The following is a 13652-nucleotide window of genomic DNA, read 5'->3' as shown; positions in this document are numbered from 1 at the left end:
TAGGCCCGGCCGCCCGCCGCCCCGTCCTGACAGCACGGATCGGATCGGCTTCTTGGCCCTTCTCAGCTTCATCTCCCGCCGCCTTCTGCAGCTTATTCCGACGCTTGCCTTCATCCTGGTGGTGATCTTCGTCCTCGTGCGTCTCTTACCCGGCGATCCGGCGAGCGCAATTCTCGGCGACAGGGCGCGCGATGCCGACGTGACGCGCATCAATGCTGAGCTTGGTCTCGATCAGCCATGGCCCGTGCAGTTCGCCCTCTTCGTCAAGCACATCGTGACCGGCGATCTCGGCAATTCGATCCATCTCAAGGTTTCCGTGGCGAGCCTGATCGCGGAGCGGTTGCCGGTGACGCTGATGCTGACGGCAATGGCAGCGTTGATCGCGCTTGCTCTCTCCGTACCGCTCGCCTTCGTCGCCGCCACCCGTCGCGGCAGCTTAAGCGACAACGCCATTCGCGGCTCGTTTCAGGTCGGCCTGTCGATGCCGGTCTTTTATGTCGGGCTTATCCTCCTCACCGTCTTCGGGGCGAAGCTGCGCTGGTTTCCCGTCGGCGGGTTCGGCACGACCTTTCTCGATCAGCTCTATCACCTTTTCCTGCCGGCGGTGACGCTGGCCCTCAGCCTATCCGCTATCCTGATGCGCAATCTGCGCTCAGCGATCATCGGCGTCGTCGGCGCCGAATATGTCGACTTCGCCCGCTCCAAGGGGCTCTCCTCGCGGTTGATCATGATGCGCCACGTCCTGCGCAACGCTCTGATCTCGACGGTGACGCTGCTCGGTCTGCAGATCGGCACGCTGCTCGGTGGCGCGGTGATCACCGAGACGGTCTTTGCCATTCCCGGCGCCGGGCGGCTGATGATCGAATCCATCTATGGTCGCGACTATCCCGTGGTGCAGGGGCTGACATTCGCGCTGGCCATCATCGTCTCGCTAACCTTCCTTGCCACGGACATCGTCCAAGCCTGGCTCGACCCACGGGTGGCGCGATGAGGGCGATCGAGGCGCCTCCGCAGCGCAGCTGGCGGTCGCGGTTCAAGGTCGCCGGCCTTCCCGCGACGTTGATCGTCGGCGGCCTTGTCCTCTTCGCGAGCCTCGTTCTGGCCGTCGTCCCGTCGTTGTTCGCGCCCTACGATCCGGCGGCGATGGATTACAATTCGATCCTCGCAGCGCCCTCACTCGCCCATCCCTTCGGCACCGACAGCTTCGGCCGCGACGTCCTTTCGCGCGTCATCCACGCCTACACGATCGACATGCAGATCGCCGTCTTCGCCACCACCGGGCCACTGATCGTCGGCGTGATCGTCGGCGCTCTCGTCGGTTATGCGGGCGGGCTTGCCGAGAGCATCTTCGGCCGGATTGTCGACGCGGTGATCAGCTTTCCGCAGCTCGTTCTCGTCATCGCCATCGTCGCGGTGCTGGGCCCCGGCCTCACCAACATGTACATCGCCGTCGGCGTCATCGACTGGGTGTTCTTCGCCCGCCTCGTCTCCGGCGAAGTCAAGGTGCAGAAGCGGCTCGACTATGCCGATGCCGGCCGGGCGATGGGCTACACGCCGATGCGCATCATCTTCCGCCATCTCCTGCCCAACGCCATCACGCCGGCTATCGTCTACTGGATGACCGACATGGCGCTCGCGATCCTGCTCGGCTCCTCCCTCGGCTATCTCGGCCTTGGCGCCCAGCCGCCGGCTGCCGAGTGGGGAGTCCAGATCGCGGACGGCAAGAACTTCATGGCGACCGCCTGGTGGATCTCGGTTTTCCCCGGCATCGCCATCGTCGTCACCGGGCTCGGCTTCTCGCTCTTCGGCGACGGCCTCGCCGAACTGATGCGGACGAAGAAATGAGCGCGCTCGCCACGCCCGCCGAGACGCCGGCGCTCAGCGTCCAGAGTCTGACGACGGTCTTCCAGACGCCGAAGGGGCCGGTAAGAGCCGTCGACGCCGTCTCCTTCGACGTCATGCCTGGCGAGGTGCTGGGCCTCGTCGGCGAGAGCGGCTCGGGCAAGAGCGTCACGCTGCGTTCGCTCATGGGGCTCATCCATGCCCCGGCACAGGTATCCGGGCGGGTGCTTTGGCAGGGCGCGGATATTCTGGCGATGCCCAAAAAAGCGCTGCGGCGCGTGCGCGGTGGCGAGGTCGCGATGATCTTTCAGGAGCCGATGACGGCGCTGAACCCGGTGCTCAAGGTTCGCGTCCAGATCGAGGAAAACCTTGCCGCCCACTCGCAGCTCGACGCCCGGCAGCGCAGGGCCCGGGCGATCGAACTTCTCGATCTCGTCGGCATTCCCGCCGCCGAACGCCGGCTCGAGGACTATCCCCACCAGTTCTCCGGCGGCATGCGCCAACGGGTGATGATCGCCATCGCGCTCGCCAGCAATCCGAAGCTGCTTTTGGCCGACGAGCCGACCACGGCCCTCGACGTCACCATCCAGGACCAGATCCTGAAGCTGATCCTCGATCTGCGCGACGAATTCGCGATGAGCGTCGTCTTCGTCACCCATGACCTCGGCGTCGTCGCTGGCACCTGCGACCGCATGGCGGTGATGTATGCCGGTCGGATTGTCGAATCTGGCACCGTGGCGGAGATCTTCGCCCGGCCACATCACCCCTATACGCGGGGGCTTCTCGGCTCCGTGCCACGCGGCGGGGCCGAGCGGACCATGCTGACCTCGATCGAGGGAACGCCGCCGAGCCTTGCGGTCATCCCGCAAGGCTGCGCCTTCCATCCTCGTTGCGCCTACGCCGTCGAGCACTGCGTTGCAAAGCGTCCGGCGCTGGAGCGGATCGGCCTCGGCCGCATGGTCGCGTGCTTTCGCGAGGCCGAGGTTGCTGCGGCGGGAGCGCCAGTATGAGCGCCATGACCAACCATCCGGGAGCGCCGTTGATTTCGGTCGAAGCGTTGGAAAAGCGCTTCGCCATGCGGCAGACGATCGTCGGGCGGATTGCCGGGCGGCTCCCGCTCGCCGTTCATGCGCTTAACGGCGTCGACCTGGCGGTCCATCGCGGCGAGACCCTTGGCATCGTCGGCGAGAGCGGCTGTGGCAAGTCGACCCTCGCGCGCTGTCTCGTCCGCCTTCTCGAACCGAACGAGGGCCGAGTCCGTTTCGAGGGCCGCGATATCGGCGAATTGCGTGGCGGAGAGCGGCGGGCGTTCAACCGACGGGTCCAGATGATCTTCCAGGATCCCTATTCGTCGCTCAATCCGCGAATGACCGTGCGCCAGATCCTCGGCGAGGCGCTGTCCGTCCACAGGATGCGGCCAAAAGCCGAGATTCCCGTCCGCATCGCTGAGCTGCTCGATCTCGTGCGCCTGCCGCAGGATGCGGCGGGACGCTATCCGCACGAATTTTCCGGTGGCCAGCGCCAGCGGATCGGCATCGCCCGCGCGCTCGCCGTCGAGCCGGACGTGCTCGTTGCAGACGAGTTGGTCTCCGCCCTCGACGTTTCGGTCCAGGCGCAGGTGGTGAATCTACTTCTGCAGCTTCAGGACGAGCTGCAACTCACCATCGTCTTCGTCGCCCATGACCTCAGGCTGGTGCGGCACATCTCGCACCGGGTGGCGGTGATGTATCTCGGCAAGGTGATCGAGATCGGGCCGACGGAGGCGCTCTTTTCCGCGCCGCGCCATCCCTACACCATGGCGCTACTCGACGCCGCGCCGGAGCTCGATCCGGGCCGGCGGACGCGCCGCGCGGCCACCAGGGGCGAATTGCCAAGCCCGGTTGATCTTCCCGGCGGCTGCCTTTTCAATACGCGATGTCCGCATGTTTTCGAGCGCTGCCAAGTCGAGCGCCCGCTTCTTGCTGAGCGGGGAGGGGATCATCGGGCAGCCTGCCACCTCGCCGATTTTGGCACGCCGGCTTTCGAACCGTCTTTCACTGCAGCCGAGCCGGCCTGAGCCATGAATTTTGATCCGGAGCACGGCCGATGAGTTATCAGAACTTCACCCGTGAGATCGCGCGGATCAACGATCTGCTCTGCGCGGCCAACCTGCTGACCTGGGACGCGCGGGTGATGATGCCGCCGGGCGGTGTCGGGTCGCGTGCCCACCAGCTTGCCACGCTGACGGATCTTGCCCGCGGTCTTGCGACCGGCGAGGCGATGGCGCGGACGATCGACGCGGCTCGTGCCGAGTTGCAGGATGCGGCCGCGGACGATCCGCGCGTGAAGGCCGTTGCGGTCGCGTCCGGCGGGATCGCCGTTCTCTCGCGTATTCCGGCCGGGCTTCTTCTCGAAGCAGCCGAACTGAAGACCAAGGGGCAGGCCGTCTGGGCGAAGGCCCGCGCCGAGAACGCCTTCGCCGCCTTCGCGCCGCTCTTGACGCGCACCGTAGCGATCCAGCGCGAGATCGCCGAGGCGATCGGCTATGACGATCATCCCTATGACGCGATGGTCGCTGGCTTCGAGCCGGGAATGACGTGGAGGCGGCTGCAGGCTCTCTATGCGGACCTCAAGACCGGCCTCCTGCCGCTGCTCGAAACCGCCCTGGCCGCGCCACGACCGCGCACCGATTTTCTGGAACGTCGCTTTCCGATCCCCGAGCAGAAACGCTTCGCCAGGGCCGTCGCCGAACGCATGGGCTACGACTTTTCCCGAGGCCGCCTCGACGACACGGTGCATCCCTTCGAGACCTCCTTCACCCGTGAGGATGTGCGCATCACCAGCCGTTTCGACGAGCGCTGGCTCCCGGGCGGCCTCTTCGCCGTCTGGCACGAGGCCGGCCATGGCATGTACGAGCAGGGTATCGATCCCGCCTTCAGCCGTTCGGCCTTCACCACCGACTTCGTCAATCTCTACGCTGTCGGCGGTGCGAGCTTCGGCATGCACGAATCCCAATCGCGGCTGTGGGAAAACCGCGTCGGCCGGACCCGCCGCTTCTGGGAGCTGCATTACGGCGAACTTCGCGACGTCTTTCCCGATCAGCTCGCCGATGTGTCGGCCGAAGAATTCTGGCGGGCCGTCAATGTCTCGCAGCCGAGTCTCATTCGCGTCGAGGCTGACGAGACCACCTATGACCTTCACATCATATCGCGCTCGGAGATCGAGGCGGCGCTGATCGTCGGCGATGTCGCGGTGGAGGACCTGCCGGCGCTCTGGGCGGAGAAGGTGAAGGCCAGTCTCGGGCTCGACGTGCCGAGCGACAGACTCGGCGTCCTACAGGACGTCCACTGGTCGTCCGGCATGATCGGCTCTTTCCCGACCTACACCCTCGGCAATGTCATGGCGGGACAGCTCTTCGAGACGGCCCTCGATGCGCCGGGTGTCTCACAGGGAATCGATCAGGGCGATTACGCGCCCTTGAAGACCTGGCTGACCGACAACGTCCATCGCTTCGGCCGGTCGCTGACGCCGGACGAAATCCTTGTGCGGGCGACGGGGAGGGGGCTCGACGTCTCTCCCTATCTCCGTCACCTGACGGCCAAGGTTGGAGCGATGCACAATGGCTGAGCCTACCGACGCCGTCCTGACCCTTGAGAACTTCTCGCTGCGCTTCGCGCCCGGCCGTAATCTCGTCGACGACGTGTCCTTTTCGGTCGCGGCCGGTGAGACGCTTTGCATCGTCGGCGAGAGCGGCTGCGGCAAGTCGGTGACGTCACTGGCGCTGATGGGGCTTCTGCCGACACCCCCGGCCGATATCGTCTCGGGAAGGGCGACATTCGAGGGCCGTGACCTCTTCCAGCTCTTCGACAGCGCCATGTCCGACCTGCGCGGCAGCCGGATCTCGATAATTTTCCAGGAGCCGATGACCTCGCTGAACCCGGCCTTCACCGTTGGCAACCAGCTTACGGAGACCGTTCTTCGTCACCGCAAGGTCGACAAAGCCGAGGCCGGGCGGCTCGCCCTCGACATGCTGCGGAAAGTGCGGATCCCGGCGCCGGAAAAGCGCATGAGCGACTATCCGCATCAGCTCTCCGGCGGCATGCGCCAAAGGGTGATGATCGCGATGGCGCTCGTCAACGAGCCGAAGCTCCTGATCGCCGACGAACCGACGACGGCGCTCGACGTGACGATCCAGGCCCAAATCCTTTCGCTGATCGGCGCGCTGCAGGAAGAGACCGGAACGGCGGTGATCATGATCACCCACGATCTCGGCGTCGTCGCGGAGACCGCAGACAAGGTTGCGGTGATGTATGCCGGCAGCGTGGTCGAAAGCGGGCCGGCGGAGGCGATCTTCGAGGACCCGCAACATCCCTATACGATCGGCCTGATGGGCGCGATCCCGTCGCTCGGCCGGCGTTCGGCCAAGCTTGCGACCATCGCCGGTACCGTGCCGGCCATCGAGGCGATGCCGGCAGGCTGCCGCTTTGCGCCCCGTTGCCCCTTTGCCGAGCCACGATGTGCCGAGGCCCCGCCGCTCGTCCCCGTCGGCGGGAAGGACGATCATCGCGCCGCCTGCTGGTTCGCGCCGCTCGAAGCGCATTTCTCGGAAGTCGCGTGATGGCGCCTCTCACGCAGAACGGTCAGGCGCCGACCGGCCGCAGGGGGCCGACGGCACCGCCACCGATCCTCGAAGCGTCGGGTCTCGTCAAGCATTTCGGCGGCAAGCGGATGCTTCTCAAACGCTCGCCGCTGGTCCGGGCGGTCAACGGCATTTCGATGTCGGTCAAAGAGGGCGAGACGCTGGCGGTCGTCGGGGAATCGGGCTGTGGCAAGTCCACGCTTGGGCGACTCCTGATCCGTCTGCTTGAGCCGAGCGCCGGCGACGTGATCTATCGCGGTCGCAATCTCGGCAACCTGACGCCGGACGAACTGCGCCGCCTGCGCGGCGAATTGCAGATCATCTTTCAGGATCCGTTTGCCTCGCTCAACCCGCGCATGAGCGTGTCGGACATCGTCAGCGAGCCGATCTGGTTGAAGGGCGGTTCGAGCCGGGGCGAACGGCGCGACAAGGTTGTCGAGATCCTGCGGACCGTCGGCCTTCGACCGGACATGGCGAGCCGCTATCCCCACGAATTCTCCGGTGGCCAGCGCCAGCGCATCGGCGTCGCCCGCGCGCTCGCCTCGGACCCGCGGCTGATCCTCGGCGATGAGCCGGTGTCGGCCCTCGACGTCTCGATCCAGGCGCAGATCGTCAATCTGTTGGAGGAGCTGAAGGAGCGGCTGAAGCTCACGCTGATCATCGTCGCCCACGATCTGGCGGTCATCCGCCATATGAGCGACCGGGTGGCGGTGATGTATCTCGGCGAGGTGGTGGAACTTGCGACCACCGACACGCTCTACGATGCGCCGCTTCACCCCTATACCCAGGCGCTCTTCGCCGCGATTCCGCAGGCGAGCGCGGTGGCGCGTCACAGCATCAAGCCTCTCGACGGCGACGTGCCGAGCCCGACCAATCCGCCATCCGGCTGCAAGTTCCACACCCGCTGCCCGCATGCCAAGCCCCTGTGCAATGAGGCGCGGCCTCAGCTCGAAGCTGTTGAGGGTGGTCGTCGGGTCGCCTGCCACTTCTGGCGCGAGATCGCGGCAGCCGGCAGCGATCCGCGTCCGATCGCGCGGCCGAGCGCCCGGCTGGAAAAGCGCCTCGCGCTTTACACCGCCTGCCAGGCCGGACGAGCGGAACTCTTATCCCATCGATCATCAACGCCTACCGCAAAGGACCAGACATGCTGAAAACCAGACTTGCCCTTTTCACCCTTGCGCTTCTGACGACGAGCGCGGCCTCGGCCCAGACACTGCGGATCGGTCTTGCCGAGGATCCCGACGTGCTCGATCCGCACCGGGCGCGAACCTATGTCGGGCGCATCGTCTTCACGGCGCTGTGCGACAAGCTGATTGACATCTCGCCGAAGCTCGAATTCGTGCCGCAGCTCGCGACCTCATGGTCCTACAATGACGATCAGACCGAGCTGACCTTCAAACTGCGCGATGGCGTCACCTTCCAGGACGGCTCGAAGTTCGATGCCGAAGCGGTCAAGGCCAACATCGAGCGGGCGATGACGCTCCCCGATTCCAACCGCAAGAGCGAGCTTTCCTCGGTGGACAGCGTCGAGGTCGTAGATCCCCAGACTGCCACGATCAAGCTGAAGCAGCCGGACGCGACGCTGCTCGCCACCCTGTCGGATCGCGCCGGCATGATGCTGGCGCCCGCGGCCTTCGCCGACGGCAAGGAGTTCTCGCAAAATCCCGTCTGTTCCGGTCCATACAAATTCGTCCAACGCGTCCAGAACGATCGAATCGAGCTGGAGAAGTACGACGGCTACTGGGATGCCGAGGCGTTCCCGATCGAGGCGATCACCTATCTGCCGATTACCGACGCGACGGTGAAGCTCGCCAATCTGAAGGCCGGCGACATCGACATGCTGGAGCGGCTGGCACCGACCGACGTGCCGTCCGTGAAGGGAGATACCAGTCTCGATTTCGTCCCCGTCACCGGCCTTGGCTACGGTTCCATCCGTTTCAACACCAACAACGGCGAGCGATCAAAAAAGCCGGCTGGAGCCAACAAGCTCGTCCGTCAGGCGTTCCAGGCAGCGATCGGCCGCGATGTCATCGATCAGGTGGCCGGCAACGGCATCTTCCCACCGGCGCAGCAGCCGTTTCCGCCGTCGAGCCCGTATCACTCCGACAAGTTCCCGGTGACCACCCGGGACGTCGACAAGGCCAAGGCGCTGCTGGAGGAAGCCGGAGAGCCCAACCCGAGCTTCGAGCTCGTCTTCGGCACTGGCTCGGCCAACCAGCAGCTCGCCGAGCTGATCCAGGCGATGGCCGCCGAGGCGGGCTTCCAGATCACTTTAAGGGCGACGCAATTTGCGGCCATGCAGCAGGAGATGGAGCAGGGCAATTTCGACGCGGCAATGATCAACTGGTCGGGCCGTGTCGATCCCGATGGCAACATCCACCAGTTCGTCACCTGCAACGGCAATCTCAACGATTCCAAATACTGCAACGAAGACGTCGACAAGGCGCTGAACGCGGCACGTCTAACCTCCGACGTCGAGAAGCGCAAAGCACTCTACGATCAGGCTCAGACCATCCTCCAGCAGGACCTGCCGCTGGTCTATACCTACTACCAGCCCTGGCCGTTCGTCCTGAACAAGAACGTCACTGGCTTCGAGCCCTATCCCGACGGCATGGTCCGCCTGAAGGGCATGAACGTCGAATAGCCGAGATCAAAAGCGGCGGGCGGTCTCATCGATCGCCCGCCGGCCCTCCTCGAAGGTCAAATCATGGCGGAACTGATCCTCAGGCGCGTGCTCGTCGCCATCCCGACCATCATCATCGTGTCGATGCTGGTCTTCGCGCTGCAGAAGCTTCTCCCCGGCGATCCGGCGCTTCTGATCGCCGGCGAAGAGCGGGATCCAAAGGTGGTCGAGTTCATCCGCGAGAAATACCATCTCAACGATCCGGTGCCGGTCCAGTACGGCTACTGGGTGATGAACGTTCTGACGGGCGACTTCGGCATCTCGCTGCGGACCGACACGCCAGTGACGACCCTTGTCGCCCAGAAGCTGCCGGTGACGATCCAGCTCGCCGTCATGGCGATGATCATCGCGCTTCTCGTCGGCGTTCCAGCGGGGATCCTGTCGGCCGTCCGCAAGGGCACGGTGACGGACTACGTCGCAAACGTCGTCGCGCTCTCCGGCCTCTCGATCCCGAATTTCTGGCTGGGCATCCTCCTGATCTTCCTCGTTTCCGTTCAACTCGGCTGGCTGCCGGCCTCTGGCTACGTACCGCCATCCGAGGACCTCTGGCTGTCGATCGAGACAATGCTGATGCCGGCCTTCGTTCTCGGCACGGCGCTCGCGGCGACGCTGATGCGTCACACCCGATCGGCGATGATCGGCATCCTGCGCTCCGACTACATCCGAACCGCGAGGGCCAAGGGGCTTCGTCAGAACAAGGTGGTCTACAAACACGCGCTCAGAAACGCGCTGGTGCCCATCGTCACCCTGATGACGTTGCTCTTCGGCGAGCTTCTCGGCGGGGCTGTCCTCACCGAGCAGATCTTCACCATTCCGGGCTTCGGCAAGCTCGTGGTCGATGCGGTCTTCACCCGGGACTATCAGGTCGTCCAGGGGATCGTCCTGTGCACCGCCATCGGCTTCATCGTCATGAATCTTTTCGCCGACATCCTCTACATCCTGATCAATCCGCGGCTGAGGGGGGCGTGATGACCGAGACCGCCGCGGCCCGGGCCGGAAAGGTCGCTCCGCGCACCGACGCCGATGCTCCGGCGCGCCCCGAGACCGTGAAGATCCCCGAGATCGGCCCGACGGATGAACCGCTTCCCGAAAAGCGTCATCGTGCCGTCGGCAAGTTCCTTGCCAACCGGGCGGCGATTGTCGGCGGCGTGGTGGTGGCCGTCTTCGTCCTGCTTGCGGTCTTCGCGCCGCTGATCGCGCCCTACGACCCGCTCCAGACGAGCTTTCTCGCCATCCGCAAGGCGCCGTCGCTGGCGCATTTCTTCGGCACAGACGAACTCGGGCGGGACATCTTCTCGCGCATGGCCTATGGCGCTCGGGCTTCGCTTCTCGCTGGCGTCGTCTCGGTCGCCATCGCCGCGGTCATCGGCGTGCCATTCGGGCTCTTTGCCGGCTTCTTCGGCGGCTGGGTCGACATGGTCGTCAGCCGCGTCGCCGACGCCATGCTGTCGATTCCGTTTCTCATTCTCGCCATCGCACTCGCGGCCTTTCTCGGCCCGACGCTGACCAATGCGATGATCGCCATCGGCATTTCGCAGACGCCGATCTTCGCGCGACTGGCGCGCGCCCAGACGCTGGCGGTGAAGGCGGAAGACTACGTCGAGGGCGCCGAGGCGATCGGCCTGCCGAACCGCTGGATCGTCGCCCGCTATGTCTTTCCGAACGTCTTGCCGCCGCTGATCGTCCAGGCGACGCTGACCATCGCCACCGCGATCATCGCCGAGGCGAGCCTCTCCTTCCTTGGCCTCGGTCAGCAGCCGCCGGACCCCTCCTGGGGCTCGATGCTGAACACCGCCAAGAACTTCATGGGCCAGGCACCGTGGATGTCGATCTTTCCCGGCGCCGCCATCTTCCTTCTCGTCCTCGGCTTCAATCTTCTCGGGGACGGCCTGCGCGACGCGCTCGATCCGCGCGAAAGCTGAAAAAACCCTCGAAAGGCTTCACCATGTTCACCACCCGTCCCGAGCTTCTCGGCACCTTCGGCGCCGTCGCCTCGACCCACTGGCTCGCCACCGCCGTCGGCATGTCCGTGCTGGAGCGTGGCGGCAACGCCTTCGATGCGGGCATCGCGACGGCCTTCGTCCTGCAGGTGGTCGAGCCGCATCTCGTCGGGCCCGGCGGCGAGGTGCCGATCGTCTTCCACTCGGCGAAAACCGGCAAGACCGAGGTGATCTGCGGCCAGGCCCCGGCACCGGCAGGCGCCACGATCGAGCACTACAAGAGCGAGGGTCTGACGCTGGTTCCGGGCAACGGCCTTCTCGCCGCCGTCATTCCCGGCGCCTTCGATGCCTGGATGCTCCTGCTGCGCGACCACGGCACGATGAGCGTTCGGGACGTGCTGGAGCCTGCGATCTACTACGCCGAAAAGGGGCATCCGCTTCTGCCGCGCGTCTCCGACACGATCAAAGGTCTGAAGTCCTTCTTCGAGAAGGAATGGCCGACGAGTGCGGCCGCCTTCCTGCCCGGAGGTTCTGCACCCGAGCCCTGGTCCCTTTTGAAGAACGAGGCGCTGGCCGGAACCTGGCAGCGTATCATCAAAGAAGCAGAGGCCGCGGGGTCCGACCGCGAGCGCCAGATCGAGGCGGCGCGGAATGCCTTCTACAAAGGCTTCGTCGCCGAGGCGATCGGCGAATTTGCGGCGAAGACCGAGGCGATGGACGAAAGCGGCACTCGCCACAAGGGAGTCATCACCGCCGACGACATGGGCGGGTGGGAAGCGTCGTTCGAGGCGCCGCTGACCTATGACTATGGCGGCCAGACGGTGAACAAGATCGGGCCATGGGGGCAGGGGCCGGTGTTCCTGCAGACCCTGTCGCTCTTGAAAGGCTTCGACCTCGGCGCGGCCAAGCCCGCAGGCGCCGAACTCATCCATCTCCTCACCGAGGCGATGAAGCTCGCTTTCGCTGATCGCGAGGCCTATTACGGCGACCCCGCTTTCGTCGACGTGCCGGTCGAGACGCTGCTCTCCGATGCCTATGCAGACGAGCGCCGCAAGCTGATCGGCGCAAAGGCGTCCTTCGACCTTCGCCCCGGCCGCATTGCCGGCTACGAGGCGCAGGTCGACCGGGTGATGGCGACGCTGGAGAGGCTGTCCGACGCCACCGGCACCAAGCAGGTGAACGAGCCGACCACCGCCGCCATGCAATCGGCGCGGCGCGGCGACACGGTTCACGTCGATGCCGTCGACCGGTGGGGAAACATGATGGCGGCGATGCCTTCGGGCGGCTGGCTGCAATCCTCGCCGATGATCCCGGAGCTCGGGTTCATGCAGAACACGCGGGCGCAGATGTTCTGGCTGGAGCCGGACCTGCCGGCGTCGCTTGCTCCCGGAAAACGTCCGCGCACCACGCTGACACCGACGCTGACGACACGCGACGGTAAGCCCTTCATGGCGTTCGGTTCGCCGGGCGGCGACCAGCAGGAGCAGTGGCAGCTCATCCTCTTCCTGCGGGCGGTTCACCATGGTCTGAACCTGCAGGAGGCGATCGACCTCCCGATGAGCCATACCACGCATTTTCCGAGTTCGTTCTATCCGCGGTCGCGCAAGCCCGGTCATCTCCTCGTCGAGGAGAGCTTCGGGAACGAGGTGATCGACGATCTTCGCGCCCGTGGCCACGATCTCGAAGTCTCGCCGGAATGGACCATCGGTCGGCTTGTCGCCGTCGCTCGTGAAAGGGACGGCCTTCTGAGGGCGGCCGCGACACCGCGGCTGATGCAGGCTTACGCGATCGCCAGGTAGCCGGGGCTGAGCCGGACCATCATGCTGTCCGAGCCGGTCTACTAACGCGCGTCCTGCTCTTCCATCTTGCGGGAGTAGGCACGGCCGAAATGTGCCTCGATGCGCATCTGGATGAAGTGCCAGGCGGTCGTCATGATCAGGTAATAGATCGCCGCGACGATGAAGAGTTCGAGGACCAGGAACTTCTCTTGGATCAGCATCTGGGTGCGCCGGAGGAGCTCTTCCATCGAGATGACCGAGGTAACCGAGGTGGTCTTCAGAAGGCCGTTCACGCTGTTGCCGAGGACCGGAATGATGATCCGCGTCGCCTGGGGCATGATCACGTAGGCCATCACCTGTGACGGCTTGAAGCCGAGAGCACGGGCGGCGTTCCACTGGCCGCCGGGAACGCCGAGGATGCCGCCGCGAACGATTTCGGAGAGATAGGCCGCCTCGTTGAGGATCAGGCCGAGAAGGGCCGACTCGATCACCCCCATGCGGATGCCGAACTGCGGCAGGCCCGTATAGATGATGATCAGCTGAACGAGGAGCGGCGTTCCCCGGAAGACCCAGATATAGAAGCGCGCCGGATAGGTGAGGAGACGGATCGACGACATCCGCATCATGGCGAGGAGACAGCCGAGAACGAGGCCACCCGCAATCGCCGCCAGGGTCAGCCAGAGCGTCGTCAGCGCACCGCCGAGGATGAACGGATTGACGAGATATTCGAAAAATCCCGTCCAGCTCCAGCGAATATCCATGAAGGCCTCAAAGCAAGAAGGTTGCGGGCA

The 13652-nt window shown here is 65.1% G+C and carries 12 protein-coding genes; 11 read left to right on the top strand and 1 reads right to left on the bottom strand.

The features are described from left to right. Positions 1-52: 52 nt before the first annotated feature. The 11 genes from J6595_RS14775 to J6595_RS14725 all read left to right on the top strand — a co-directional run bounded on the left by J6595_RS14775 (position 53) and on the right by J6595_RS14725 (position 12882). Positions 53-991 (top strand): ABC transporter permease, encoded by a 939-nt coding sequence (locus tag J6595_RS14775; RefSeq protein ID WP_209595344.1) that lies wholly within the window; start codon positions 53-55, stop codon positions 989-991. Beyond that, positions 988-1845: an ABC transporter permease gene (locus J6595_RS14770; RefSeq protein ID WP_209595343.1), complete on the top strand. Its 858-nt coding sequence runs from the start codon at positions 988-990 to the stop codon at positions 1843-1845. The genes J6595_RS14775 and J6595_RS14770 overlap by 4 nt, the downstream gene beginning before the upstream one ends. Beyond that, entirely contained in the window at positions 1842-2852 is a 1011-nt protein-coding gene (locus J6595_RS14765; RefSeq protein ID WP_209595342.1) for an ABC transporter ATP-binding protein, read from the top strand. Before J6595_RS14770 ends, J6595_RS14765 begins: the two co-directional genes overlap by 4 nt. Further along, complete coding sequence (locus tag J6595_RS14760) at positions 2849-3898, top strand: ABC transporter ATP-binding protein (RefSeq protein WP_245198430.1); 1050 nt, start codon at positions 2849-2851, stop codon at positions 3896-3898. The genes J6595_RS14765 and J6595_RS14760 overlap by 4 nt, the downstream gene beginning before the upstream one ends. 29 nt (positions 3899-3927) lie before the next feature. After that, positions 3928-5448 carry a carboxypeptidase M32 gene (locus J6595_RS14755; RefSeq protein ID WP_209595341.1) on the top strand — a complete coding sequence of 507 codons (1521 nt, stop codon included), beginning with the start codon at positions 3928-3930 and terminating at the stop codon, positions 5446-5448. Beyond that, positions 5441-6439, top strand: a complete 999-nt coding sequence (locus J6595_RS14750) for an ABC transporter ATP-binding protein (protein ID WP_209595340.1) — start codon at positions 5441-5443, stop codon at positions 6437-6439. Before J6595_RS14755 ends, J6595_RS14750 begins: the two co-directional genes overlap by 8 nt. A 110-nt stretch (positions 6440-6549) precedes the next feature. Continuing rightward, positions 6550-7611, top strand: a complete 1062-nt coding sequence (locus J6595_RS14745; protein WP_425342158.1) for an ABC transporter ATP-binding protein — start codon at positions 6550-6552, stop codon at positions 7609-7611. Then, positions 7605-9104 (top strand): ABC transporter substrate-binding protein, encoded by a 1500-nt coding sequence (locus tag J6595_RS14740; protein ID WP_209595338.1) that lies wholly within the window; start codon positions 7605-7607, stop codon positions 9102-9104. The genes J6595_RS14745 and J6595_RS14740 overlap by 7 nt, the downstream gene beginning before the upstream one ends. Positions 9105-9167: 63 nt before the next feature. Further along, a complete protein-coding gene (locus tag J6595_RS14735; RefSeq protein ID WP_209595337.1) occupies positions 9168-10112 on the top strand; it encodes an ABC transporter permease in 945 nt (314 codons plus the stop codon). Continuing rightward, complete coding sequence (locus J6595_RS14730; protein WP_209595336.1) at positions 10112-11065, top strand: ABC transporter permease; 954 nt, start codon at positions 10112-10114, stop codon at positions 11063-11065. Before J6595_RS14735 ends, J6595_RS14730 begins: the two co-directional genes overlap by 1 nt. Positions 11066-11088: 23 nt before the next feature. Next, positions 11089-12882 carry a gamma-glutamyltransferase family protein gene (locus J6595_RS14725; RefSeq protein ID WP_209595335.1) on the top strand — a complete coding sequence of 598 codons (1794 nt, stop codon included), beginning with the start codon at positions 11089-11091 and terminating at the stop codon, positions 12880-12882. A 41-nt stretch (positions 12883-12923) separates the two neighbouring features. Here J6595_RS14725 and J6595_RS14720 read toward each other — a convergent pair whose 3' ends face one another. Beyond that, positions 12924-13622 (bottom strand): amino acid ABC transporter permease, encoded by a 699-nt coding sequence (locus J6595_RS14720; protein ID WP_209595334.1) that lies wholly within the window; start codon positions 13620-13622, stop codon positions 12924-12926. Between the last annotated feature and the right edge of the window lie 30 nt (positions 13623-13652).

This window comes from Jiella mangrovi (assembly GCF_017815135.1).
Classification (GTDB): Bacteria; Pseudomonadota; Alphaproteobacteria; order Rhizobiales; family Rhizobiaceae; genus Jiella; species Jiella mangrovi.
The sequence above is the reverse complement of the archived record's forward strand: the minus strand, read 5'-3'. Positions and strand labels throughout refer to the sequence as shown.

What these genes read in the sequence shown, in the direction of transcription:
- J6595_RS14770 (WP_209595343.1), top strand. Translation starts at nt 988, where the DNA reads ATGAGGGCGATCGAGGCGCCTCCGCAGCGCAGCTGGCGGTCGCGGTTC.
- J6595_RS14755 (WP_209595341.1), top strand. Translation starts at nt 3,928, where the DNA reads ATGAGTTATCAGAACTTCACCCGTGAGATCGCGCGGATCAACGATCTG.
- J6595_RS14750 (WP_209595340.1), top strand. Translation starts at nt 5,441, where the DNA reads ATGGCTGAGCCTACCGACGCCGTCCTGACCCTTGAGAACTTCTCGCTG.
- J6595_RS14720 (WP_209595334.1), bottom strand. Translation starts at nt 13,622, where the DNA reads ATGGATATTCGCTGGAGCTGGACGGGATTTTTCGAATATCTCGTCAAT.
- J6595_RS14745 (WP_425342158.1), top strand. Translation starts at nt 6,550, where the DNA reads ATGCTTCTCAAACGCTCGCCGCTGGTCCGGGCGGTCAACGGCATTTCG.
- J6595_RS14725 (WP_209595335.1), top strand. Translation starts at nt 11,089, where the DNA reads ATGTTCACCACCCGTCCCGAGCTTCTCGGCACCTTCGGCGCCGTCGCC.
- J6595_RS14765 (WP_209595342.1), top strand. Translation starts at nt 1,842, where the DNA reads ATGAGCGCGCTCGCCACGCCCGCCGAGACGCCGGCGCTCAGCGTCCAG.
- J6595_RS14735 (WP_209595337.1), top strand. Translation starts at nt 9,168, where the DNA reads ATGGCGGAACTGATCCTCAGGCGCGTGCTCGTCGCCATCCCGACCATC.
- J6595_RS14740 (WP_209595338.1), top strand. Translation starts at nt 7,605, where the DNA reads ATGCTGAAAACCAGACTTGCCCTTTTCACCCTTGCGCTTCTGACGACG.
- J6595_RS14730 (WP_209595336.1), top strand. Translation starts at nt 10,112, where the DNA reads ATGACCGAGACCGCCGCGGCCCGGGCCGGAAAGGTCGCTCCGCGCACC.
- J6595_RS14760 (WP_245198430.1), top strand. Translation starts at nt 2,849, where the DNA reads ATGAGCGCCATGACCAACCATCCGGGAGCGCCGTTGATTTCGGTCGAA.